The organism is Amycolatopsis sp. NBRC 101858 (assembly GCF_030269325.1).
GTDB lineage: Bacteria > Actinomycetota > Actinomycetes > Mycobacteriales > Pseudonocardiaceae > Amycolatopsis > Amycolatopsis ponsaeliensis.
Genome location: NZ_BSTD01000001.1, coordinates 214,507 through 237,289 on the forward strand (window position 1 = coordinate 214,507; position 22,783 = coordinate 237,289).

Genomic DNA, 22,783 nt, shown 5'->3' on the forward strand with positions numbered 1-22,783 from the left:
TCGGAGCCTGCGGTTAGCATCGCCCCATGACCCACCACGAGCCCGTCCCGCCCGACGACAGCTACCTGCGTTCCCTGGTCGAGGCCACCGCCGACGCCGTCGCGGCCGCCGAACCGCTGTCCTCGCCGCACCCCGGCGCGGACGAGGCGACGCGGGCCGAAGTGACCGCCGCGGTCGAGCGCAGTTCACCCGATCTGGTGGCGTTGAGCCAAGATCTCCACGCCCACCCCGAAGAGGGATTCGCCGAGCGCCGCTCGGTGCAAGCGCTTGCCGACCTCCTGAAGCGCCACGGCCACGAGGCGACCGTCGGCGTCGGCGGGCTCGACACCGCGCTGCGCGTCAGCACGCCCGAACGCGACGGCCCGCACATCGCCGTCCTCGCCGAGTACGACGCGCTGCCCGGCCTCGGCCACGCGTGCGGCCACAACGTCATCTGCACGACCGCCGCGGGCGGTTTCCTCGGCGCCGCGACCGTCGCCGAGCGGCTCGGCGGCCGCGTCAGCCTGATCGGCACGCCGGCCGAGGAAGGCGGCGGCGGCAAGGAGATCCTCGCCCGCGCCGGCGTGTTCGACGACGTCGACGCGGTGATCATGCTGCACCCGTTCAGCCACGACATCGCGCTGCACCCGTTCCTCGGCCGCCGTCAGCTGGAGATGGTCTTCCACGGCGTCGGCGCCCATGCGAGCGCCCAGCCGTTCATGGGCCGCAACGCGCTCGACGCCGCCGTCGCGGCCTACCAGGGCGTCTCCGCGCTGCGCCAGCAACTCCCGCAGAGCGACCGCGTCCACGGCGTCTTCACCGACGGCGGCGCCCGGCCGAACGTCATCCCGGCCCGCGCCGCGCTGCTGTTCTACCTGCGCTCCCAGAACCCCGAAACCCTGCGCGACCTCGCCGCGCGCATGACGTCGATCGCGGAGGGCGCGGCGGCGATGACCGGCTGCGGCGTCGAGCTGAAGTGGGACGCCCAGGCCGCCTACCTGCCGATCCGGTTCAACACCATCCTCGCCGGGCGCTGGACGGCCAACCAGCTGGGCACCGGCCGCAAACCGCTGCCACCGGGCATCGTCCCGGAGTCGCTCACGGGATCGACAGACCTGGGCAACCTGTCCTACCGGATGCCCGCACTGCACCCGATGCTCGCCGTCTCGGGCCCGACGGTCGCGTTGCACACCAAGGAGTTCGCGGCCGCGGCCGGATCGGAGACGGGCGACGCCGGAGTCCGGGACGGCGCACTGGGCCTGGCCCTCACCGCCGCCGACTACCTGGGCGACGCCGAGCTGCGGAAGGCGGTCCACGACGAGTTCGAGGCAGCGGGAGGCGCACTGGACGTGCCGTCGTTCTTCGCGTGATGCCTGAGGATTGCCTGAGTTTTCTCAGCTGATTCTTCTCAGCAAAGCCTGAGGGATTTCCACAGGTTGTTCACAAGCACGGGCGCGAATCTGGGTGCATGACCGAGAACGAGAGTCGGCCCGGCCCCGCCTCACCCGGTGGGCACCAGCCGCACCAGAGCACCCAGCAGTACGGGCCGTACGCGCAGCAGCAGCCGCAGCCGCAGTACGGCTACCAGCAGCAGGCCGCGCCGAACCCTCTGTTCACCCCGCAGCCGCAGCAGGCGCCCACGGCGCTGAAGACCAAGCCGCGCAAGGGCGGCCGCGTCGCGCTGATCGTCAGCGCGACCGCCCTCGGCGCCGCGCTGGTCGGCGGCGTCGGCGGCGCCGCGATCGTCGGGCTCACCACGAACTCGGCGGACGGCGCGACGACGTCGGTCAGCACGCCGGCGGCCACCGGGCAGACGGTCTCGAACCCGACCTCCGGCGACGTCAGCGGCGTCGCGGCGAAGGTGACGCCGAGCGTCGTCCAGATCAACGTCACCACCGACCAGGGCGAGGCCATCGGCTCCGGCGTCATCCTCACCGCGAACGGCCGGATCCTGACCAACGCGCACGTCGTCGACGGCGCCCAGAACGTCGTGATCACCACGTCCGACGGCAAGAAGTACCAGGCCAGCGTGGTCGGCGCGGACACCAAGGCGGACATCGCGGTGGTCCAGGCCCAGAACGCGAGCGGCTTGACCGCGGCGACGCTGGGTGACTCGAGCAAGCTGGTCGTCGGCCAGGAGGTCGTCGCGATCGGCTCGCCGGGCGGGCTGCAGAACACCGTCACCACCGGCATCGTCAGCGCGCTCAACCGGAACCTGTCCGACATCGGCCAGGGCCAGCAGCAACAGCAGTCGCCGTTCAACCGCACCTCGAACCAGACCAGCGACTCGCCCAGCTACACCGCGATCCAGACGGACGCCTCGATCAACCAGGGCAACTCCGGCGGCGCGCTGGTCGACGCCCAGGGCAACGTCATCGGCATCAACTCGGCCCTCTACAGCCCGACGGCCTCGGCCAACGGCTCGGCCGGCAGCGTCGGGATCGGCTTCGCCATCCCGATCAACGACGCCAAGAAGATCGTCGACCAGATCGTGAACAACTAGGACGCGGACGGGCCGTGGTCGGGGCGGTCCGTCCACCACCCGCTTCGGGGAGCGGGGAACGGCGAAGGCCGTTTCGAGAGTCAATCGGGGGCTCTCGAAACGGCCTTCGCGCTGTCTACAGGTCGTAGGTCAGCGTCAGCGTGTGGTTCTGCTCGGCGTCCATGTCGATGCGAGCCGTGCCGGAGATCCCGGTCAGCTCGCCCGAGCCCGAGCCGGTGAGGATCTTGAGCGTCAGGCCGGACTCGTCGGCCGTGTGGTGCAGGACGAAGGCACCCTTGCGGCCGTCGACCGAGACGGCGAGGCGCTCGAAGGCGACGTACGCGCGCGAAGTCGCGTTGGACGCCGTCAGCATCTCGACGGTGCTGGTCCCTTCGACCGCTCCGGTGAACGTCTTGGCGATCGCCACCCGGGCGAACTCGGTCCCCGCGGCCTCGTCGGTCGCCTGCGGCTCCCACTTGTCGATGACGAACGACGCGGTGGCAGTGCTGGTCATGGCTGGTTTCCCCTGTCTCGAAGGTGAGCCGAGCTTCGCAGCCATACCTGACAGATCGCGTCAGGTATTCCTCACCGCTTCCGGTTGCCGAACAGCCCGCGCGTGATCTCCCGGCCCAGTGCGCTCGCGGCGGACCGCATGAACGACTTCACGGCCGGGTTCTTCATCGCCGACTCGATGAACCCCGGGTCGTCCTTGGCCTTCTCGGGAGCGGGAGGAGGCGCGGGCGGAGCGTCGGGCGCGGCCTCCGGAGCCGGCGCGGCGACCTTCGCGGCCAGCTTCTCGTACGCGGACTCCCGGTCGATCGTCTCGGCGTACTTCGCGTGCAGGTCCGACGAAGCGACCGCGGCGGCGACGGCTTCGGGCCCGATCGAGCCCATCTTCGACCGCGGCGCCCGCAGCCGCGTCCACGCCACCGGCGTCGGCGCGCCCCGCTCCGACAGCACCGTGACGATCGCCTCGCCGATGCCCAGCGACGTCAACGCCGTGTCGAGCTCGTAGAACTTCGTCTTCGGGTAGGTCTTGACCGTCTTGGCCAGTGCCGCCTGGTCGTCCGGGGTGAACGCCCGCAGCGCGTGCTGGATCCGGGCGCCCAGCTGGGAGAGCACGTTGTTCGGGATGTCCGTGGGCAGCTGCGTGCAGAAGAACACGCCGACGCCCTTCGAACGGATCAGCTTCACGGTCTGCTCGATGCGCTCGAGGAACGCCTTCGACGCGTCGTTGAAGAGCAAGTGGGCCTCGTCGAAGAAGAAGACGAGCTTCGGCTGGTCGAGATCGCCCTCCTCGGGCAGCTCCTCGAACAGCTCGGCCAGCAGCCACATCAGGAACGTCGAGAACAGCGCCGGCTTCGACTGGAGGTTGTCCAGCTCCAGCAGCGTGACGACGCCCTTGCCGTCGGCCTGCCGCATCAGGTCGTGGACGTCCAGCTCCGGCTCGCCGAAGAAGTCCTCGCCGCCCTGGGCCTCCAGGTTGGACAGCGCGCGCAGGATCACTCCGGCCGTCGCCGCCGAGACCCCGCCGATGCCCTTGAGGTCCGCCTTGCCCTCGTCGCTGGTCAGGTGCGTGATCACCGACCGGAGGTCCTTCGTGTCCAGCAACGCGAGCCCGCGCTGGTCGGCCCAGTGGAAGATCAGCCCGAGCGTCGACTCCTGCGTCTCGTTGAGCCCGAGCACCTTCGACAGCAACACGGGCCCGAAGCTCGTGATCGTCGCCCGGATCGGCGAGCCCTTGCCGCCGGTGCCCAGCGACAGGAACTGCACCGGGTAAGCCGTGCCGGCCCAGTCGTCGCCCAGCTCCTGCGCGCGCTTGGACACCTTGTCGTTCGCCTCGCCCGCCGCGGCCAGCCCGGACAGGTCACCCTTCACGTCCGCCAGCACCACCGGCACCCCGGCCGCCGACAGCTGCTCCGCGACCAGCTGCAACGTCTTCGTCTTGCCCGTCCCGGTCGCGCCCGCGACCAGGCCGTGCCGGTTCAGCGTCGCCAGCGGGAGGCGCACCGCGGCCGCGGCGTCCGTCTTGCCGTCGATCACCACCGCGCCCAGCTCCAGCGCGGCACCTTCACTCGCATAACCAGCGGCGATCTCGCTCGCCGGCGACCCCTGCTCGGTCACTCTCAGCTCCCCGATCGTGTGTCCTGCACCACACCGCGAGCGTAACGCGCCGTACGCGCAGGTAACGCCGCTCTTATCCCCGTGTCGGGTTAGGGTCACGAGGTGACCGACCGCCTAGTCTGGATCGACTGCGAAATGACGGGGCTCGACCTCGGCAAGGAAGCGTTGATCGAAATCGCCGCCCTCGTCACCGACGCGGAGCTGAACGTGCTCGGCGAAGGAGTCGACATCGTCATCCACGCCGACGAGGAAAAACTCGCCGGGATGCCCGACGTCGTCCGCGAGATGCACGCCCACTCCGGCCTCACCGAAGAGGTCCGCGCCTCCAGCGTCACCCTCGAAGAGGCCGAACGCCGCGTCCTCGAGTACATCCGCGAGCACGTCCCCGAAGCGGGCACCGCGCCGCTCGCGGGCAACTCGATCGCCACCGACCGCGGCTTCATCGCGCGCGACATGCCGGCGCTCGACGCCCACCTCCACTACCGCCTGGTCGACGTCTCGTCCGTCAAGGAGCTCGTCCGCCGCTGGTACCCGCGGATCTACTACGCCAAGCCGGAGAAGGGCCTCGCGCACCGGGCGCTCGCCGACATCAAGGAATCCATCGGCGAACTCGACTACTACCGGCGCGTCGCCTTCGTCCCCCAGCCGGGCCCGACCAGCGACGAAGCCAAGGCGGCGGCCGCTGAAGTGCAGGAACAGTTGCAGAGGTAACCCCCTGCAACCCCGGCGAGGGCACCCGCTACGATTACTGCCATCGAGGTGATCGCACGCGGTTCCCTCGCTGATGGTGGGCGTAGCTCAGCTGGTAGAGCACCTGGTTGTGGTCCAGGAGGTCGCGGGTTCGAAACCCGTCGCTCACCCCAACACCCCAGTTCGGAACTTTTCGAGCTGGGGTTTTTGCTGTCCTCGGCCATTGGTGGCAACCCTCACGACCGGATGGCTCAGCGTGCGAACGGCCGATCGCCGGTGCACGGTGTTCAGGTGGCACGTTCAGCACCGAAGATCAGGCGGAAGAAGAAGCTGCGGTACGAGGACATCACCGTCGTCGACCGATCGCTGCTCAAGCGGGCGGTGGGGGCCGCCGCACTCGGCAATGCCATGGAGTGGTTCGACTTCGGCGTCTACGCCTACATCGCCGACACCATCGCCGAGGTCTTCTTCCCGCCCACGGTCTCGCCCGGCGTCCGGCTGATCGGGACCTTCGGCGCCTTCACCGCCGCCTTCCTGATGCGGCCGCTCGGCGGGCTCGTCTTCGGCCCCCTCGGCGACCGGATCGGGCGGCAGAAGGTCCTCGCCGTCACCATGATCATGATGGCGATCGGGACCCTGTGCATCGGGCTGATCCCGTCCTACTCCTCCATCGGCGTCTGGTCGCCCATCCTGCTCGTCGTCGCGCGGATGGTGCAGGGGTTCTCCACCGGCGGCGAGTACGGCGGCGCGACGACGTTCATCGCCGAGTACTCCCCCGACAAACGCCGTGGCTTCATGGGCTCCTGGCTCGAGTTCGGCACGCTGTCCGGGTACGTGCTCGGCGCGTCCGTCGTCACCGGGATGAAGGCCTGGGTCCCGCACGAGACGCTGCTCGACTGGGGGTGGCGGATCCCGTTCCTGGTCGCCGGGCCGCTCGGCATCATCGGCCTCTACCTGCGGCTCAAGCTCGAGGAGACGCCCGCGTTCCAGAAGCACGCCGAAGAGTCCGAGAAGCGCGGACGCTCCGGCGAGCCGTTCTGGAAGATGTTCACCGACTACTGGCCGGCACTGCTGATCTGCGTCGGCCTGGTGCTCGTGTTCAACGTCACCGACTACATGCTGCTGTCGTACATGCCGACGTACCTGTCCGAGCAGCTGCACCTCGACGCCACCCACGGCCTGCTGTTGATCATCGTCGTCATGGTCGTGATGATGCTGATCATCCTGGTCGGCGGCCGGATCACCGACCACGTCGGCCGCAAGCCCGTGATGATGGCCGGCTGCCTCGGCTTCGTCGTGCTGTCCTGGCCGCTGATGCTGCTGGTGCACGACGGCGGCCTGGTCCTGACGTTCCTCGGGCTGATGGGCCTCGGCCTGCTGCTGCTCTGCTTCGAGGTCTCGATGCCCGCCGCACTGCCGGCGTTGTTCCCGACCGCGATCCGCTACGGCGCGCTGTCGATCGCGTTCAACATCTCCGTGTCGCTCTTCGGCGGCACGACGCCGCTGGTGATGCAGTCGCTGATCTCCGCGACCGGCCACGACTTCTGGCCGGCCTGGTACATGATGGCCGCCGGTGCGGTCGGCGCCGTCGCGGTCTACTTCAGCCGTGAGACGGCGAACAAGCCGCTCTGGGGCTCGGGTCCCGCAGTGGCGACCGAAGAGGAAGCGCGGGAGCTCGTCCGCGAGTCGAAGTCCTAAACCGCCTCGAGCAGGAGCCCGGTCAGCTCGGCGGGCATGGTGATCATGCAGTCGTGCCCGGTCGGCAGCTCGCGCACCGGCTCGCCCGCCGGGACCGGCCGCCTGGCGATCCCCGACGGTTCCCCGCCGACGCAGTGGATGTGCGTGCGCGGGATCGCCTTCGCCGCCGGGTTGTCCAGCCGGACGGGCTCCGTGAGGCACCGGACCGGCTGGTCGGACAGCATCGCGCGCAGCCAGGCGACGTCGTCGGGATCCGTGACGCCGAACAGGCCCATCGGCGGCACCCGCCAGCCGTCGACGGCGCTGTCGACCAGCTGTTTCGTGACGGGGATGACGTCGGCCGCGGTCTCGCCGTCTTCGGGGACCATCGCGTCGAGGAACACCAGGCGCGCGATCCGCTCCGGCGCCCGGTCGGCGGCTCCCGAGATGACCATCCCGGCGTAGCTGTGCCCGACGAGCACGACGTCGTGCTCGTCCTCGAGCAGGCGGACGACGTCGTCGATGTGGGTGCCGAGCCCGACTTCCGGGCTCAGCAAGTGGGCCTGGTCCCCGTAGCCGGTCAGGGACGGCGCGAGCACCCGGTGTCCGGCGGCTTCCAGCCGCGGGACCACCCGATCCCAGCAGCGCCCGCTGTGCCAAGCGCCGTGGATCAGCAGAAATGTTGCCATGCTTGCCTCGGTTCTCTTTGGTTCCTCGGTACCATTCGGTAACCGGAACCATCGTGATCCACACGGCGCGCACCGGGCAATACGGCACTAATTGGTGCCCGGGTTCTCAGGAGGTAACCGTGGACGACCCCTGCAAGGCCCGCCAGGTCCTCGGGATCGTCGGGGACAAGTGGGCGATGCTGGTCGTGCGCATGCTCAAGGACGGACCGCGGCGCTTCACCGAGCTCAAGCGGTCCGTCGACGGCATCAGCCAGCGCATGCTCACCGTCACCCTGCGCGACCTCGAGCGCGACGGGATCGTGACGCGCACGGTCGTCGCCGTCATGCCCCCGCACGTCAGCTACGAGCTGACGCCGATGGGCCGGACCCTGCGCGAAGCCACCGCGCCGCTGCTGGCGTGGAGCATCGAGCACCTGCCGCACATCGACGCCGCCCGCGAGGCGTACGACAACCGCTAGTTCGCGGCGGTCCGCCACTCGTCCCAGGACAGCTGCCAGACGCTCCAGCCGTCGGTGGGCTCGAGCTTCGGGCCCCCGCTGTTCCGGACGGTGACGATGTCGCCCTTCCTGGAGGTGTCCATCAGCCACTTCGTGTTGTCGGTGGACAGGTTGAGACACCCGTGGCTGACGTTGCTGTGGCCCTGCTGCCGCACCGACCACGGCGCGGAGTGGTAGAAGATGCCGCTGTAGGACAGGCGGATGGCGTACTGGACGTAGGTGCTGTAGCCGCCGGGAGCGTCCTCGGGGACGCCGTAGGTGGCGGAGTTCATGGTGTAGCCGGTGTGCTCGCTCATGACGGTGTAGGTGCCGGCCGGGGTGTTGTGGCCGGGCTTGCCCATGGAGGTCGGCATGGTCTTGACCTCCTTGTCGTTGATCGAGACGGTCATCTGGTGCGTCTGGCCGTCGGCGACCGCGACGAGCTTGTCGCCGATCGTGCCGGTGATCTTCTTGTCCTCGCGGCCGTAGCTGCCCTTGCCGAGCGCCTTGCCGTAGACGGCGGCGTCGACCTTGATCTTGGTGCCGCTCTTCCAGTAGTCCTTCGGCCGCCAGGTCACCTGCTTGTCGCCGGACCAGCGGAAGGCGCCCTCGGTGGCGGGTTCCGCGGTGACCTTGAGCGCCTTCTCGGCGGCGGCCTTGTCGGCGACGTTCCCGCTGAAGGTGAAGATCAGCGGCATCCCGACGCCGACGGTCTCGCCGTCTTCGAGGTTCACCGAGACGCCGAGCTGCCTCGCGGGCTTGACCGTGCTGAAGGACGACTCCTGCGTCACCGGCTTGCCGTCGGAGCCGGTCGCGGTGGCGATCAGCTGGTAGGTCTTGTTGTAACCGAGCGGCTCGGCGGAGTCCCACCCGGAGCCGTCGGCACGCACCTTCCCGGCGACGACCTTGCCGTCGGGCCCGGTCAGCTTGACGTCCCCGACCTTGCCGTCGGTGACGGCGACGGTGACGGGCTCACCGGGCGCGACGTCCTTGGCATCCTTCGCAGGGCTCAGCGCGAGCGCGGCAGGCTTCGGCGCGGGCTTAGGGGCACTCGAAGACGCCGTCTCCTTCGCAGGTTCACTCGAAGGGCTACTGCTACAGCCGGCCACCGTGAGGCCGATCACCCCAGCGGCCAAGAGCAGCCGCACCCCCGCACTCGTCATACGCACCTGCCTGGTTCGCCGTCGATGTCCGACTACAGTGTGCCCGACCAGCCCCGACACCGGGGTGGCAACGCCCCAACCGGCTAACGGGACCCCCCTGAAACGGGGCCCGGAACCGGGTGCTAATGTTTTCCACGTCGCCGAGGGAAACCTCCGGCAGACACCGGCGCCATTAGCTCAATTGGCAGAGCAGCTGGCTCTTAACCAGCGGGTTCGGGGTTCGAGTCCCTGATGGCGCACACCCACTCCCCAGGTTGAAGATCTCTTCAACCTGGGGTTTTGTGGTTTCTGGACGCACTCCATCGGCGACGTACGGAGCCCTTGGAGGATGACCGGGGCCAGCCTCCTTGTCGGCCGTTCCCGTTGGTGCGCAACAAAAAGGTGGGCAGCTCAGCGCCGGCCCCGTCGAACAGCCTGCACCGGGAACCATCGGTCCACCGACGACCGTGGGTCCTCCTCGGTCGTGTCCGAAGAGGACCCACGGGACCCCTAGTGGGGCAGGACCAGGTGGTCGGCGATCGCGTACAGCTCCGTCAGCTCGCCGGGGCCCGCGACGGCGATCGGCTCGTCGTGGACCGCCTTGAGGATCCAGAGCGTGCGGTAGCCGTTCTCGTCCACGTAGCGGGTCGCGTGTCCCTGGACCTGTTGGCCCGCTGTGCCGCGCACCTGGCTGGACTCGTCGCTGCGCACCTGGATCGGGGGCAGGGTGCTGCACGTGCCCACCGAGTAGGCCGTGCGCGAAGCCTCCTCGACGTCGAACGCGCACATCCGCAGGCCGTCGGGCAGCGTGCCGAGGCCGAACGCCGGGGTGACGGTCGTCTTGCCCGGGAAGGCGATGTTCTCCGCGACGCGGCGGCCCGCGTCGATCAGTTGCTGCGCCGGCGCCGTGCTGCCCGGCTGCGCGGCCACGTTGACGTACAGCGAGCCGCCTTCGGGGTGGGTCAGGTACACCTCGTAACCGCCCGGGCCGCCGGAGTGCGAGCTCTCCACCCCGGCCCGGCCGCCGATGGTGACGGGCTGGCCCGGACCGGACTTGAAGGCGGCGTGCCCGACCGGCATCGACCGCATTTCCTGCACGTCCACTAGCAGGGCCTGACGCCCCGACGTCACGGTGAGCATGTACTCGCCGCCGTACACCGGCTTGTCGGGTTTGGCCGCGCTGCCGCCGATGTTGATCCGGCGCGCGAGGTAGTCGGCCTTGCCCGGCGGCAGCCAGCCGAGCGAGAAGGGCATGGTCAGGTCCGCGATGCCCGGCTTGGCCGGTGCCGCGACGGCGGCCGGACCGGCAGCCGGACCGGCGCCCGTGGCCACCTGGTTGTCGTGCGCGGGCCGGTTCAGCACGACGACGGCGACCGCGGCCAGGACGAGCAGGACCACCCCGGCGCCGGCCGCGAGCGGACGGCTCACCACGGCGCGCTTGCGGTCGAGGCGCTCACGCGTGGCCGCCAGCACCCGGTCGCTGTCGGGGGTGTCCTGCTCGTGGGCGGTGAAGGTGTCCTTGATCAGGTTCTCGATATCCATCAGCTCTCCTTCGCCTGGGCCATCCGGTCGATGCCCAGGCCGTGTCGCAGGGTCGTCAGGGCTTTGCGGGCGTGGGCCCGCACGGTGGCCTGGGCGCAGCCGAGCAGGTCGGCGATGTCGGCGTCGGCGAGCTGCTCGTAGTACCGGAGCACCACGACCGCGCGCTGGCGCCGGGGCAACCGCGCCAGGCGCTGCCACATGTCCTCGCGGGCCGCGTGGTCCGACGCGAAGTCATCCGGCCGCGCCTCGTCCGGCGGGTCGCCGACGGAGATCAGCCGCGCCGATCTGCTGCGCCGCCAGGAGAGGTAGTCGTTGGTCACCATCCGCAGGACATAGCGGTCGGGGTGATCGGCGTCGCTGACCCTCGACCACCGTCGGTACGCCTTGACCAGCACGTCCTGCACCAGGTCAGCGGCTTGTTCCCGCTCCCCGGTCAGCATCGTCGCGTAGCGCAGCAACCGCGGCAGGTGCGCCCGGACGAAGTCCTCGTAGTCAGCCATCACTAGGAAGACTGCCGCCGCGCGCGATCCGTGTACCTCCGCGCAGAACTTCTTCAAGAATCTGGCGGCGGAGACGATCTCCGCGCGCTCAGGCAGGCCAGAGCTGGATCAACCACCGTTCGATGCCTGTCGCGAAGCTGCCTTCACCGAGTTGGGCGGTGCCACGCTGGTTGCCGACGTGGACCCGGGCGCGGTGCGGGCCAGGACGGGGAAGGGAAAGTGTGTGGTCGCCCGGGGCCGCCGTCACGGACTGCAGCCGCACCTCGGTGGTGAGGTCGCAGGCGAGCTCGAGCACGTGGTCCCAGGCCGCGGAGTCCGGCTCGCCGGGTGGTGCGCTGTCCCAGGTTTCGAGGCGGACGGCCGGTGCGTGGTCGGTGGCGGCGCTGTGCAGGAGCAGGCCGCCAGGGCCGCCGACGCCGATCCAGGGCCCAGCGGGAGGGGACAAGCTGAGCGCGTTGCGGACCAAGGGGAGTTCTTGGAGCACGAACTGGCCGTACTCGACGTCGACGGTGTCCTCGACGGCGGTGATCAGGCGTGGCATCCCCACTCCCCCCGGCTCGATCAAGCTTCCTCACGCACAAGCCGTTGCCCCGCGCGTTCGATGGCGGTTTCGACCGCGCCCACCCGGTCGGCCAGCAAGCCCACCGCGCCGACCGCGCGGCTCATCGGATCCTCGTCGTCGCCGCCCAGTGCCTGGGCTCGCAGGTACGCCGCCTTGACGTCGGTCCACCGGCGGGCCTGCTCCTCGGACAGGCGTCCGCGCAGCTCGGCCAGCTTGAGCAGGTTGGCTTCGGCGCCCGAGGTCAGTGTCTGCGCCTCGCCCGCGTAGTGGTCGTCGATCAGGGCCTCGAGTTCCGCGTCGTTCATCGCCGGCACGATGCGCTCGGCCAGCTTGTTCATGTTCCGGTACGAACCCTGCAGCTGGAACGGCGGTTCGGTGCGGGACGCGTCCGCCTGCGCCGCCGAGGCGATGTAGGCCCGGTTGTTCGCCAGCACGGTCCGCTGCACCCGCAGGAGCTTCCGCAGCACCGCGAGGATCTGCTCCAGCTCCGTCGCCGAATACGCCTGCGAAAGCTGGTCGGCGCGCACCGAACCGTCGCCGCGCGCCATCCGCACCAGGACGTCCACATCGGACCGCTCCCGCGAGACGAGCGGGGCCAGCACGGAGTTCGACGTCAGCGAGTTCTCGACGTAGCTCAGCGCGAAGAGGTCTTCCTTGCCGGACAGCACGTCGCCGAGGTTCCACACGTCCGCGCGGTTGGCGAGCATGTCGGGGATGCGGAACCGCTTGCCCTGCTCGGTGTACGGGTTCCCGGCCATGCACACCGCGAACCGCTTGCCGCGCAGGTCGTAGGTCCGCGTGCGGCCCTCCCACACGCCTTCCATCCGCCGCTGCGCGTCGCACAGGGAGATGAACTTCTGCAGCAGCTCCGGCGACGTGTGCTGGATGTCGTCGAGGTACAGCAGCACGTTGTTGCCCTGCTCCAGCGCGAACGAGATCTTCTCGACCTCCTGCCGCGCGGTCGCGTTGGGCGCGTCGGCCGGGTCGACGGAGGTGACGTCGTGGCCGAGCGCCGGCCCGTTGACCTTCACGAACACCAGCCCGAGCCGGCTGGCCACGTACTCCATGAGCGTCGTCTTGCCGTACCCCGGCGGCGAAATCAGCAGGAGCAGGCCGGACTGGTCGGTGCGCCGGGCGTCCCCGGTCGCGCCGAGCTGCTTGGCCAGGTTGTCGCCGATCAGCGGGAGGTAGACCTCGTCCAGCAGCCGGTTGCGCACGAAGGCGCTCATCACCTTCGGCTTGTACTCGTCCAGCCGGAGCCGGTCGCGTTCGGCCGCGACGAGCTCGTTGCGCAGCCGCTGGTAGGCGCGGAACCCCGGCACGCGATCACGCCGGAACCGGTGCGTCCTGGCCAGCACCTCGTCCAGCCGCAGCGTCACCGACCGCCCGGTGATCCGCGGGTGCGAGCCGAGCAGACCGTCCACAGTGGTCGTCAGCGTCGCCGACGAGTCGTACCGCGGGAGGTCGCACAGCTCGATCGCGACGGCCTCCGGCAGCTCGTCGGCCGGCAGCCCGGCGGCGTCCACGAAGGACCGCAGCCAGGCGTCGGCCAGCTGGTACCGGTCCGCCAGTGCGTCGAGGGAACGCAGGTCTTCGGCGAAGCTCCGCCGGTCGAGCCGGAACTTGTCCAGCACCGTGCGCGCGCCGCCGTGGGTGACGAACCCGGGCTGGGCGACGGCGAGCTCCTCGACCAGGTACTCCCCGGCGAACTCGGCCTCGAGCCCCAGCCCGGCGCCGTCGAGGAACGCCGTCATCGCGTCCGTGAGCTCCCGCGCCAGGTCGTCCATCGCCTTCGGGTGGCCGAACGCCTCCCGCACCCGCCCCAGCGACGCGGCCCGCGTCGTCCACGCGGCCTTGGCCCGTTCGTCGGCGCCGAAGGCCCAGAACAGCTGAGCCGCCGCCCGGGCCGCGGGCGGGTAGCGCAACAGGCCGGCGGCGGACCGCAGGCGCAGCAAGGCAGCCAGGATCGCGGCCGCGTCGTGGTCGTGCACCCCGCGCGCGTAACCCTCGTCGTAACGCTCCCCGGCCACGCTCCGCACGACGTCGAGCAGGTCGGCTTCGACCAGCTCCGCCACCGGCCGTTCGGCGAGGATCGACGTCGCGAGGTACTCGGCCCGGTAGACCTCCGGCGACTCCGAGACCAGCAGCTGGTCCCAGTACGGCCGCGTCGCCTCGAACACGCCGTCGCGCACCGGCGCCCGGTAGTCGGTGCCGGTGATCGCGAACTTCATCGCGCCCTCGTGCGGCACCATCGTCAGGTCGATGTCCTGCGTGTTGACGGCGAAGGTGCTGCGGCCGAGGCGGATCGTCTCGCCGCCCTCGCCGTAGAGGTCCAGCCGGTCGCGCAGGCCCCGGCCGGCCTCCTGGCGGGCGGCCTTCACCCGGCCTTCGAGCTCTTCGGCGCGGACCTGGTCGCCGAGCGCACGCAGGTCCTCGACGACGCTGCGCAGCTTCGAGACCATCGGATCGGCCGCGAAGTAGGTGTTGATCTCGTCGACCGAGCCGAGCGAACCGACCCGGCGGGTCACGCTGCCGAGGATCCGGTCCGCCGAATCGACGAGCCGGTCGGCCCGCCGCGCCCGCTCGTCGAGCAGCGCCTGCTTGCGCGAGGAGAACGCCTCGTAGACGTCGGTGCGCTTCTCCCCGAGCGAAGTCAGGAAGTCGTCGAACTCCCCGAACCGCGATTCGAGGTTCTCCAGCTGCAGCAGCAGCCTGCCCAGTTGCTCGTCGCAACGCTCCGGGGTGTCCGCGACCGCGAGTCCGCCCGTGATGGCCTGCGCGAGCAATGCGAACTCGGCGGCGAACTCCGCCCGGCCCTCGGTCTCCAGGAGTTCCCGGCGCCGCGCGTCCAAAGTGGCCCTGGCGCGGTTGACGGCGCCGATCACCTCGCCGACGCGCTCCAGGATCTTCGTGCGGACGACCGCATCGGCGATGTCGAGCCCGCCGACGACGTCGGTGAGCACCTCCAGGCCGGCTGACTGCTCGTCGAGCCGCTCGGCGACCGGGCCGGCCTCGGCGACCGTCGCGATCGCGGCCGCCCCGGCGACCAGCGCGTCCACCTCGGCGTGGTAGCCGGTGAACGCCTCCTCGCCCTGCAGGAATCGCACAGCGCGGTGCGCGGCCTCGGAAAACTCCGTGTCCAGCTCGCCGATCAGCGTGTCGACGCGTGCGGTGTCGGCGTAGCGCAGCTCCCGCACGGTGACGAGGCGCCCCCGCGCCCGGTGCATTTCGGCGAGGCGGCGCACCCACGCGTCCGCCGTTTGCAGGGCCTCGCCGCGGACCCGCCGCACGAGGGACGCGGTGTCGGCCGCCACCGTTTCGACGGCCTCGGCCGCCTGCGCGGTGAGCGAAGTGACCGTCTCGAACTCGTCCAGCACCTGCTCGGCGGTGACCCGGACGTCGGACAGCGGCGAGCGCAGATCACCCAGCTCGGACTCGCCGAGCCAGTGGTAGTGGTCGAAGACCCGCGCGCACGCGGCGATCAGCGCCTCGAACACCGCCGCCGACGGCGCCATGTCCGCGATCATCGTCGTGATCGAGAGGCAGTCCGAGATCCCGCGGACGAGATCGGCGTTCCCGACGCGCTCCAGCGGCCCGGTCCCGGCGGGCTGGGACGCGGCGTAGGTGTCCGACTGGAACGGCGTGCGCCACACCTGCATCGGGTGCACCCGGCTCGGTTCGTCGGACAGCGCGCGGAACAGGATCATCGTGCCGTCGTCGAACAGCGAGTACCCGTGGCACGGGATCGGGTTGGCGACCTCCTTGCGGATCACGTTGTAGGGCAGGAGGAGCGAGCGTCCCTCGGCCCGCGCGTGGAAGACGTACAGCACGTCCTCGCCGTTGGGCGAGCGGATCACGCGCTCGAACTCGAGACCGTCCACTGTGGTGTCGAACGTCTTGCTCACGCCGGTGTCGAGGTAGTAGCCGCCGGGGAAGATGATGCCGTGGTCCTCGGGCAGCCGCTGGCACGCCTGCCCGATGCCGTCGAGCCGCACGACGTCCTGGGTGCGCGTGTTGAAGACCAGGTAGCGGTAGGTGGTTTCCTTGTACGGCAGCATGCGCAGCAGGATCAGCGGGCCGATCCGGGCGTAGGAGACCTCGGCGTCGGCGAGGCTCTGCAACGGCTCGTCGACCGGCTCGGCGTAGACGCCGGCGCCGGTCTCGGTGTTGTTTTCGACCTTGACCGTCAGGTTGCCGCCGACGGTCTCGACGAACACCTCGTCCTCGATCGAGATGTGCGGGTGCCGGCCGAGGACGTGGTCCTCGCGCGTGGTTTCGACCCACTCGAAATCGTGCGACGGCGGGAACACGTGGTCGCGCTCACCGCGGTTGTCCAGGTAGGACACCGCACCGTCGGGCGCGATCCCCCACCGCAGCACCCGGATGTCTTCGGTGCGCGGGCCGATCTGGAACACCGCGAGCAGCTTCCCGTCCAGCCGGCGCAGCTGCAGCAGCTTCGCCTGGCGGTAGTACCGGTACAGCTCGCCGAAGTCCCGCGCGAACTGCTCGTCCCGCAGCAGCTCGGGCAGGTCCTGCGCGCTCACGTCGTCGAACCGGAACGCGTTTTCGTCGTGGCTGAAGCGCTGCAGCGAGAAGACGTCGTCGACCGCCGTCTCGGGCTTGAGCCCGATGAAGACGTTGTAGCCGAACAACATCCGCCCGCCGACCGCGGCGATGTCCCGGGGCACGCAGTTGTTCGCGGTGCGGATGCGTTCGGTGCCGATCAGCGCGAGCTGCGCGCTGCCGAAGACCGCCAGCCGGCGCGCGTTGAGCTCGTCCGCGCGTTTCGCCAGCTCGGCCGCCTGGGCGGCCAGCCGGACGCGGAGCACGTCGTACGTGCCCGCGTCCAGCTCCGTCTCGGCCGTCGTCACTGCTTCGCGGCGACGACGGTGGCGACCGACGTCTCGGCGAGGCCGAGCCGCTGCGCCGTGGTCATCAGCTCACGGAGCTTGTCCGTGTCCGGGCCGCCGGCCTGCAGCTGCTTCGCCAGGAAGGCCGACAGCGTCAGGTTCTTCACGTCTTCGGTGCTCACCGCGCCGATCAGCTTGGCGAGGTCGTCGGTGAAGCTGGCCGACCCGTCGAGGTAGGGCCGCGCGAGCGACTGGACGACGTCGGAGTGCTGCACGAAGCCGTCGACGCTCTTGCCGAGGCCGATCGAGCCGACGATCCGGTCGAAGAACATGGTCTCGCCGCCGACGATGTCGATGTCGGCCTTCTCCAGCCCGACGCTCAGCACGGTCGCCTGCGCCTCGGCGACGTCCCGCTGCACGCCGAGCGCGGCCAGCCGGATCTCCTTCTCCGCTTCCAGCCGCAGCCGGTACTCCTCGTGCTCGCGGCTCGCGCTGTCGAGCGCGGCCATCGCGGCGGCCTTCTCGGTGAGGCCCTCGGCCTCGCCCTTCAGCTTGTCGCGCAGCGCCTCGGCGACCACGATCGCCTTCTCGCGTTCGACGATCGCTTCGGCGCGGCCGACCTTCTCCAGTGCGTCGGCGTCGCGCTCCTTGACCAGTGCCGCGGCGAGCCCGGCGGCGGCCTCCTCGGCCTGGATGCCCTCCGCCAGCCGGATCTTGGCCCGCGTCTCCAGCTCGGCGGTCTGCTGGCGCGCCTCGGCGAGGGTCAGCTCCTCGCGTGCCTTGTGCTTGGCGGCCTGCTCCGACGCCTCGGCGGCCTTGATGCCCTTGACCAGGTTCTCCTGCGCTTCGGCTTCGGCACGGATGACGACGGCCTCGCGCGTGCGCTGGGCCTCCTCGACCACCCGCAGCTTCTTGATGTTCTCTTCCTGCTCCGCGACGGTCTTCTCGACGGCGATCCGTTCGCGGATCACCTCGGCGATCGACCGCTTCTCCGTTTCGAGTTCCTTGTCCTTCGAGATCCGGGAAAGCTCGGTCTCGCGCTCGCGGCCGATCACTTCGAGGAGGCGGTCCTTTTCGATCCGCTCGGACTCGATGGCGATGACGCGTTCGCGGTTCTTGCCGGCGACTTCGATTTCACGCTGCTGGTTCTGCTGCTGGATACCGAGCTGCTCGTCGGTGCGCAGCTGCGCGGCCTGCGCCTTGAGCCGCTCCTCGGCCTGCACCTTGAAGATTTCCGCCTCTTCACGCGCCCGCATGGTCTCGACCTCACGGCGCTGCTTGATCTCCGCGTCGGCCTGGCGCCGCTCCAGTTCGAGGATCGCCTCGCGGGCGTCGACGTTCTGGCGCGTGATTTCCTTCTCTTCGTGGCGGCGGAATTCGTTGGTGCGCACGTGTTCGATCGCGGTCAGCTCGGTGATCTTGCGAATACCCTGCGCGTCCAGGATGTTCGCCGCGTCGAGCGACGTCATCGGCGTCTGCTCGAGGTAGTCGATCGCCGCGTCCTCGAGGCTGTACCCGTTCAGGTCGGTGCCGATGACGCGGATGATCTGGTCGCGGAACTCGTTGCGCTTGGTGTAGAGGTCGACGAAGTCGAGCTGCTTGCCGACGGTTTTCAGCGCCTCGGAGAACTTCGCGCTGAACAGCGCCTGCAACGTCGTCTCGTCGCTCGCGCGTTCGGTGCCGATGGCCTGCGCCACCTTCACCACGTCCTCGGCCGTCTTGTTGACCCGCACGAAGAACGAAATCCGGATGTCGGCGCGGATGTTGTCCCGGCAGATCAGGCCTTCCTGGCCGGTGCGCTCGATGTCGATCGTCTTCACCGAGATGTCCATGACCTCGGACTTGTGCAGCACGGGCAGCACGACGGCGCCGGTGAAGGTGACGTCGACCTTGCGCACCTTGGAGATGATCAGCGCCTTGCCCTGCGGCACCTTCCGGAACAGCCGGCTCACGACGAACAACAGCACCAGCAGGATCAGCACCACGACGGCGATCAACACGCCGGCACCCAGGCCGATGGCATCCATGCGTCAGTCCTTTTCTGCTTCGAGTTCCAGCGGGCTGACCCAGAAGAACTCACCCGCGCTGTCGTAGTCGTAGATGACCACGCGGCTGCCCAGCCCGAGGTTGCCTTCGCCGGCGAGCCGGATGGAGATGATCGCCGACGCCCCGTCGGCGGCGGCCACTTCGCCCTGCCCGAAGTCCTCGGTGACGGTCGAGGTCCGGACCACGGCGACCCGGCCGACGAAGTCCTGCCGGCTCGGCGCGGCCCCGGCGAAGACGCGCCGCAACGGCACGACGACCAGCCGGGTCCCGAGCGCCCCGAGCACGAGAGCGGCCAGCAGGACACCCACCCCGAGCCCGACCCGCAAGGGCGTGCTCACGCCGTCGATGAGAACGGTCCCGACGAGACTGAGAAACCAGCTGAAAGCGACGAGCAGCGACAGCGAAATGGGCAGCGGAACCCCGCCGAAGAACCCGATGTCACCGTCCTCGACGTCGAGCACCCCGACGAGGGCCAGCACCCAGTACCCGATGACGACGATCAGCAGGAAGCTGAAGAGCACGGCGGGAAATGCCAAAGCCGCGGTGACGAACCCGCTCATCCGACGTCGTTCCTTCCCCCAAGGAAGGGCCCGGCACTCCAGAGCCCTGGCCAGCGACTATAACCGGCGGGCGAGGGCGGGGAAGAACATTTCGGACACGAACCGGTCACACCGGTGTCCGGGTCTGCGGAGCTGTCGAGCCTTCCGCCGGGCTAGGTCGTGGTCACGCCGCCGCGCTGCCACATTTCGTAGTTTCCGCATTCTGCCGTGGTCTCGGCCGCCTCCTGGGCCGCCGTGAAGAAATCCGCGACCATCGGTGAGGTGCGGGATGCCGCCGTCGCGAGGCACACCTGTTCGGGTGCCAGGTCCGGGATGGGCACGTAGCTGATGTCCGGGTGGGAGTAGAACACCGTCGCCGAACGGGCCAGGAACGAGATGCCCCGGCCGGCCGCCACCTGCTCGAGCGTTTCCTCCACCCCGCGCACCACGTGTCCCGCGTTGGGATGTGGGCGTCCGGTGGGCTGCGTGCCCGGATCGGCGTGCCCGATCAAAGGCTCACCGGCCAGGTCGGCTTCGGTGACTTCCTCCTTGCCGGCCAGCCGGTGGCCGGCGGGCAGCACCACCACCCGTGGTTCGGTGTAGAGCGGGGCGACGCGCAGGCCGGTCTCGTCGATGGGCAGGCGCACGTAGCCGATGTCGATGCTGCCGTCGAGGAGCATCGGGGCCTGGTCGTCCCACTCGATCCGTTGCACGTCAACCACAACGTCCGGGTGCCGGGCGGCGAACCGTTGCACCGCCGGGATTACGGTGACGCCCGCCCGGAAGCCGACCGTCAGCCGCCGGCTGCCGCGCGCGGCCGCGGTCACCCGGTGACGCGCCGCTTGCGCGGAGGCCAGCAGTGGGCCGGCGTCGGCCTGCAGCTGCCGGCCGGCGTCGGTCAGCGCCACGCCGTGGCTGTCCCTGGTGAACAGCGGGGTGCCGAGATCCTGTTCCAGCGCGCGGATCTGCCGGCTGAGCACCGGCTGTGCGATGTGCAGCTCGTCAGCGGCGCGGCCGAAGTGCAGCTTGTCGGCGACGGCGGCGAAGTAGCGCAGCTTGCGCAGGTCCAGATCCACGGCGCCTCCCGGTCCGGCGATGTCTTCAGGGTATCGCAGCAGCTGTAAGAGGTCTTGGACACGCATTCGGGCCGCTGGCAGCCTCGGGAACACAAGCGCCCGACTCCCGGAAAGCAGCACATCATGAGCAGCATCAGCATCATCGGCCTGGGAAGCATGGCCCGCGCCATCGGAGCGCGCGCGATCGAGGCCGGCCACACCGTCGAGGTCATCGGCCGCGACGCCGCCGCGGCCACCGACCTGGCCGCCGCGCTCGGCGGCGGCGCCACGACCGGAGAATTCGGCGCCACCCCCGCCGGCGACCTCGTCGTCCTCGCCGTGCCGCACGCCGGCGGCGTGCCGGTCGTCACCCGGTACGGGGACGCGCTGGCCGGCAAGGTCGTCATCGACTCTCCAACACGTTCGCCGGCCCCGACGACACCGTGCTGGTCACCCCGGAGGGCGGCTCCGGTGCGCAGGAGATCGCCAAGGCCGCCCCGGCGAGCGCGCACGTGGTCAAGGCGTTCAACACCGTCTTCGGTCACGTCCTGGCGCGGGGTGGCCCGCTGGACGTGCTCGTCGCCGGCGACGACGCGGGCGCCAAGGCGAGCGTGTCGGCGTTCATCGAAAGCCTCGGGCTGCGCCCGCGGGATGCCGGCAGCCTGGAGATGGCGCACTGGCTGGAAGGTGCCGGCCTGCTGCTGATGGGCCTGGCCCGCAGCGGCGCGGGATTCAACCTCGCGCTCGGCGTCACCGTCCTCGACTGAGCACCGGCTCACCCACCCCACAAGGAGCATCACGAGCATGCGCGTTTTCGTCACGGGCGGGACCGGCCACGCCGGCTCGTTCGTCGTCCCGGAGCTCATCGCCGCCGGGCACGAGGTCACCGGCCTGGCCCGGTCGGACGCCTCCGCGGCGGCGTTGTCCGCACTCGGCGCGAAGGTGCGTCGCGGCAGCCTCGAGGATCTCGACGGGCTCAAGGAGGCGGCCGCCGAATCCGACGGCGTCATCCACGTCGCGCACCGGCAGGACCTGCTTCCGGCCGGCGGGATGGACGCGGTGGCCGCCGCGGAGCTCCCGGTCGTGCACGCGTACGGCGAGGCACTGGCGGGAACCGGAAAGCCGCTGGTCGCGGCCGGGAGCATCGGTTCGCCGGGGAACGGGAGGACCCTGCACCGGCCGGCCACCGAGGAGGACCCGGCCCTTCCGGTCCGCGACGAGCACAAGGGCACCCTGCGGGCTCGCAACGTCGTGGAAGCCGCCGTGACCGGCCTCGCCGAGCGGGGAGTGCGGTCTTCAGTGGTGCGACTCCCCACCATCGTGCACAGCACGACGGATGCGGGCTTCCTCACCACACTGATCGCCGTCGCGCGGGAGAAGGGCTTCGCCGGCTACCCCGGAGACGGTGCGAACCGGTGGAACGCGGTGCACGCCCGCGATGCCGCCTCCGTGTTCCGCCTGGCGCTGGAGAAGGGCCCGGCCGGCCGGTACTGGCACGCGGTCGAGGGCGAGGGCATCCCGTTCCGCGAGATCGCGGAGGCGATCGGCAGCCGGCTGGGCGTGCCCGCCGTGCGCATTCCGTCCGACGAGCTGGTGCTGCCGGGGTACTTCGGGTTCCTCACGGCCGTGGTCACGCTCGATCTTCCGGTGTCCAGCCTCATCACCCGCCGGACCCTCGGCTGGAAGCCCGTCCGGCCCGGCCTGCTGGCCGATCTGGACAACGGTCATTACTTCCCGGCTGCCTGAGGGAAAGGACGTGCGGCACCGGCCGGGATGGCGTTGTCGATGAGGACGGCGGCGATGGCGGCGGCTGCGGGGAAGCAATCGCTGTCGAGCACCCGGGTGCGGGCCGACGCGCCGTCGATGAGCAGCGCCAGCTGTTCGCCCAGCTGCCCGGGATCGGTGGCGCCGGCCTCGCGGGCGGTTTCGGCTAGCCGCGCGGCGATGGCGGTCTTGTATTCGCGCGCGCATTCGGCCGCCGGGTGCCGGGGGTCGTGGAGTTCGACCGCCGCTCCGATGTACGGGCACAGCGGGGTGGACGCCGGCACGTCGAAGGCGGCGAGCAGCCGTTCGCGGGGCGTGAGGTCGGTGCGGTCGAACACCCCGGGCAGGACGTCGGGATCGAAGCGGCGCAGGTACTCGGCGACCAGTTCGTCCTTGCCGGCGAAGTGCTGGTAGACCGTGTGCTTCGAGACCTGGGCCGTCGCGCAGAGCTGGTCCATGCCGGTGCGGTTGATGCCCTGGTCGCGGAACAGCTGCTGTGACGCGCCGAGGATCCGCTCGCGCGCGCCCCTGCCCCGGCGGCGGCCTCGAGGCCCCTTCTCCAACTCCGTCATGCGGCCAGCATAGCCGACGCGAGTACCGATCGGTGTACATAACTTGCCCCTCGGGTGACCCGTCCGCTACGTTAACCACACAGATCGGTACACA

The 22,783-nt window shown here is 70.0% G+C and carries 19 protein-coding genes, 2 tRNA genes and 1 pseudogene; 10 read left to right on the forward strand and 12 right to left on the reverse strand.

Features of this window, described 5'->3' with window-relative positions; genetic code table 11:
* Positions 1 to 26 precede the first annotated feature (26 nt).
* Together QSK39_RS00985 and QSK39_RS00990 are read left to right on the forward strand one after the other, a co-directional pair.
* The gene (locus QSK39_RS00985) at positions 27 to 1,349 is read left to right on the forward strand and encodes a M20 family metallopeptidase (protein ID WP_285475763.1); all 1,323 of its coding nucleotides are present in this window, start codon (positions 27 to 29) and stop codon (positions 1,347 to 1,349) included.
* Between the two features lie 98 nt (positions 1,350 to 1,447).
* Positions 1,448 to 2,482 (forward strand): S1C family serine protease, encoded by a 1,035-nt coding sequence (locus QSK39_RS00990; protein ID WP_285475764.1) that lies wholly within the window; start codon positions 1,448 to 1,450, stop codon positions 2,480 to 2,482.
* A 115-nt stretch (positions 2,483 to 2,597) separates the two neighbouring features.
* On the opposite strand, the gene QSK39_RS00995 is transcribed toward QSK39_RS00990, so the two are convergent.
* Together QSK39_RS00995 and QSK39_RS01000 are read right to left on the reverse strand one after the other, a co-directional pair.
* Complete coding sequence (locus QSK39_RS00995) at positions 2,598 to 2,975, reverse strand: DUF3224 domain-containing protein (protein WP_285475765.1); 378 nt, start codon at positions 2,973 to 2,975, stop codon at positions 2,598 to 2,600.
* A 71-nt stretch (positions 2,976 to 3,046) separates the two neighbouring features.
* Positions 3,047 to 4,585, reverse strand: coding sequence for a helicase HerA-like domain-containing protein (locus tag QSK39_RS01000; protein WP_285475766.1), 1,539 nt, complete (start codon positions 4,583 to 4,585; stop codon positions 3,047 to 3,049).
* A 102-nt stretch (positions 4,586 to 4,687) separates the two neighbouring features.
* Here QSK39_RS01000 and orn point away from each other — a divergent pair, with 102 nt between their 5' ends.
* The 3 genes from orn (at position 4,688) to proP (ending at position 6,973) form a co-directional block, all read left to right on the forward strand.
* Positions 4,688 to 5,296: an oligoribonuclease gene (gene orn, locus QSK39_RS01005; protein WP_284743930.1), complete on the forward strand. Its 609-nt coding sequence runs from the start codon at positions 4,688 to 4,690 to the stop codon at positions 5,294 to 5,296.
* 76 nt (positions 5,297 to 5,372) lie between these two features.
* A tRNA-His gene (locus QSK39_RS01010) sits at positions 5,373 to 5,448 on the forward strand.
* A gap of 118 nt (positions 5,449 to 5,566) precedes the next feature.
* Positions 5,567 to 6,973 carry a glycine betaine/L-proline transporter ProP gene (gene proP, locus QSK39_RS01015; RefSeq protein WP_285475767.1) on the forward strand — a complete coding sequence of 469 codons (1,407 nt, stop codon included), beginning with the start codon at positions 5,567 to 5,569 and terminating at the stop codon, positions 6,971 to 6,973.
* Here the strand turns inward: proP and QSK39_RS01020 are convergent.
* Positions 6,970 to 7,641 carry an alpha/beta fold hydrolase gene (locus tag QSK39_RS01020; protein WP_285475768.1) on the reverse strand — a complete coding sequence of 224 codons (672 nt, stop codon included), beginning with the start codon at positions 7,639 to 7,641 and terminating at the stop codon, positions 6,970 to 6,972. The genes proP and QSK39_RS01020 overlap by 4 nt on opposite strands.
* 119 nt (positions 7,642 to 7,760) lie before the next feature.
* Between QSK39_RS01020 and QSK39_RS01025 the strand changes: the two genes are divergently transcribed.
* On the forward strand, positions 7,761 to 8,099 hold the full coding sequence (locus QSK39_RS01025) for a winged helix-turn-helix transcriptional regulator (protein ID WP_285475769.1): 339 nt from the start codon (positions 7,761 to 7,763) through the stop codon (positions 8,097 to 8,099).
* On the opposite strand, the gene QSK39_RS01030 is transcribed toward QSK39_RS01025, so the two are convergent.
* Positions 8,096 to 9,280, reverse strand: coding sequence for a L,D-transpeptidase (locus QSK39_RS01030; protein WP_285475770.1), 1,185 nt, complete (start codon positions 9,278 to 9,280; stop codon positions 8,096 to 8,098). The genes QSK39_RS01025 and QSK39_RS01030 overlap by 4 nt on opposite strands.
* 166 nt (positions 9,281 to 9,446) lie before the next feature.
* On the opposite strand from QSK39_RS01030, the gene QSK39_RS01035 reads away from it, so the two are divergent.
* Positions 9,447 to 9,519, forward strand: a tRNA-Lys gene (locus QSK39_RS01035).
* Between the two features lie 250 nt (positions 9,520 to 9,769).
* Here QSK39_RS01035 and QSK39_RS01040 read toward each other — a convergent pair.
* The 7 genes from QSK39_RS01040 to QSK39_RS01070 form a co-directional block, all read right to left on the reverse strand.
* Positions 9,770 to 10,801 carry a hypothetical protein gene (locus QSK39_RS01040; protein ID WP_285475771.1) on the reverse strand — a complete coding sequence of 344 codons (1,032 nt, stop codon included), beginning with the start codon at positions 10,799 to 10,801 and terminating at the stop codon, positions 9,770 to 9,772.
* Positions 10,801 to 11,301, reverse strand: coding sequence for a SigE family RNA polymerase sigma factor (locus QSK39_RS01045; protein WP_285475772.1), 501 nt, complete (start codon positions 11,299 to 11,301; stop codon positions 10,801 to 10,803). The genes QSK39_RS01040 and QSK39_RS01045 overlap by 1 nt, the downstream gene beginning before the upstream one ends.
* A gap of 88 nt (positions 11,302 to 11,389) precedes the next feature.
* Positions 11,390 to 11,842: a hypothetical protein gene (locus QSK39_RS01050; RefSeq protein WP_285475773.1), complete on the reverse strand. Its 453-nt coding sequence runs from the start codon at positions 11,840 to 11,842 to the stop codon at positions 11,390 to 11,392.
* Positions 11,843 to 11,862: 20 nt separating this feature from the next.
* Positions 11,863 to 16,734, reverse strand: a complete 4,872-nt coding sequence (locus tag QSK39_RS01055) for a DNA repair ATPase (protein ID WP_285475774.1) — start codon at positions 16,732 to 16,734, stop codon at positions 11,863 to 11,865.
* Positions 16,731 to 18,740 (reverse strand): flotillin family protein, encoded by a 2,010-nt coding sequence (locus QSK39_RS01060; RefSeq protein ID WP_285475775.1) that lies wholly within the window; start codon positions 18,738 to 18,740, stop codon positions 16,731 to 16,733. The genes QSK39_RS01055 and QSK39_RS01060 overlap by 4 nt, the downstream gene beginning before the upstream one ends.
* Positions 18,741 to 18,743: 3 nt before the next feature.
* Positions 18,744 to 19,319 (reverse strand): hypothetical protein, encoded by a 576-nt coding sequence (locus tag QSK39_RS01065; RefSeq protein WP_285475776.1) that lies wholly within the window; start codon positions 19,317 to 19,319, stop codon positions 18,744 to 18,746.
* A gap of 152 nt (positions 19,320 to 19,471) precedes the next feature.
* A complete protein-coding gene (locus QSK39_RS01070) occupies positions 19,472 to 20,440 on the reverse strand; it encodes a LysR family transcriptional regulator (protein ID WP_285477893.1) in 969 nt (322 codons plus the stop codon).
* A 90-nt stretch (positions 20,441 to 20,530) separates the two neighbouring features.
* Here QSK39_RS01070 and QSK39_RS01075 point away from each other — a divergent pair.
* From QSK39_RS01075 to QSK39_RS01085, 3 genes and pseudogenes are all read left to right on the forward strand, one after another.
* Positions 20,531 to 20,728 (forward strand): annotated as a pseudogene (locus QSK39_RS01075) (NADP oxidoreductase); the annotation flags it as partial.
* Positions 20,729 to 20,796: 68 nt separating this feature from the next.
* Positions 20,797 to 21,120: an NADPH-dependent F420 reductase gene (locus QSK39_RS01080; RefSeq protein ID WP_285478015.1), complete on the forward strand. Its 324-nt coding sequence runs from the start codon at positions 20,797 to 20,799 to the stop codon at positions 21,118 to 21,120.
* A gap of 37 nt (positions 21,121 to 21,157) precedes the next feature.
* Positions 21,158 to 22,099, forward strand: coding sequence for an SDR family oxidoreductase (locus QSK39_RS01085; protein WP_285475777.1), 942 nt, complete (start codon positions 21,158 to 21,160; stop codon positions 22,097 to 22,099).
* On the opposite strand, the gene QSK39_RS01090 is transcribed toward QSK39_RS01085, so the two are convergent.
* Entirely contained in the window at positions 22,081 to 22,689 is a 609-nt protein-coding gene (locus QSK39_RS01090) for a TetR/AcrR family transcriptional regulator (protein ID WP_285475778.1), read from the reverse strand. The genes QSK39_RS01085 and QSK39_RS01090 overlap by 19 nt on opposite strands.
* Positions 22,690 to 22,783: the final 94 nt, after the last annotated feature.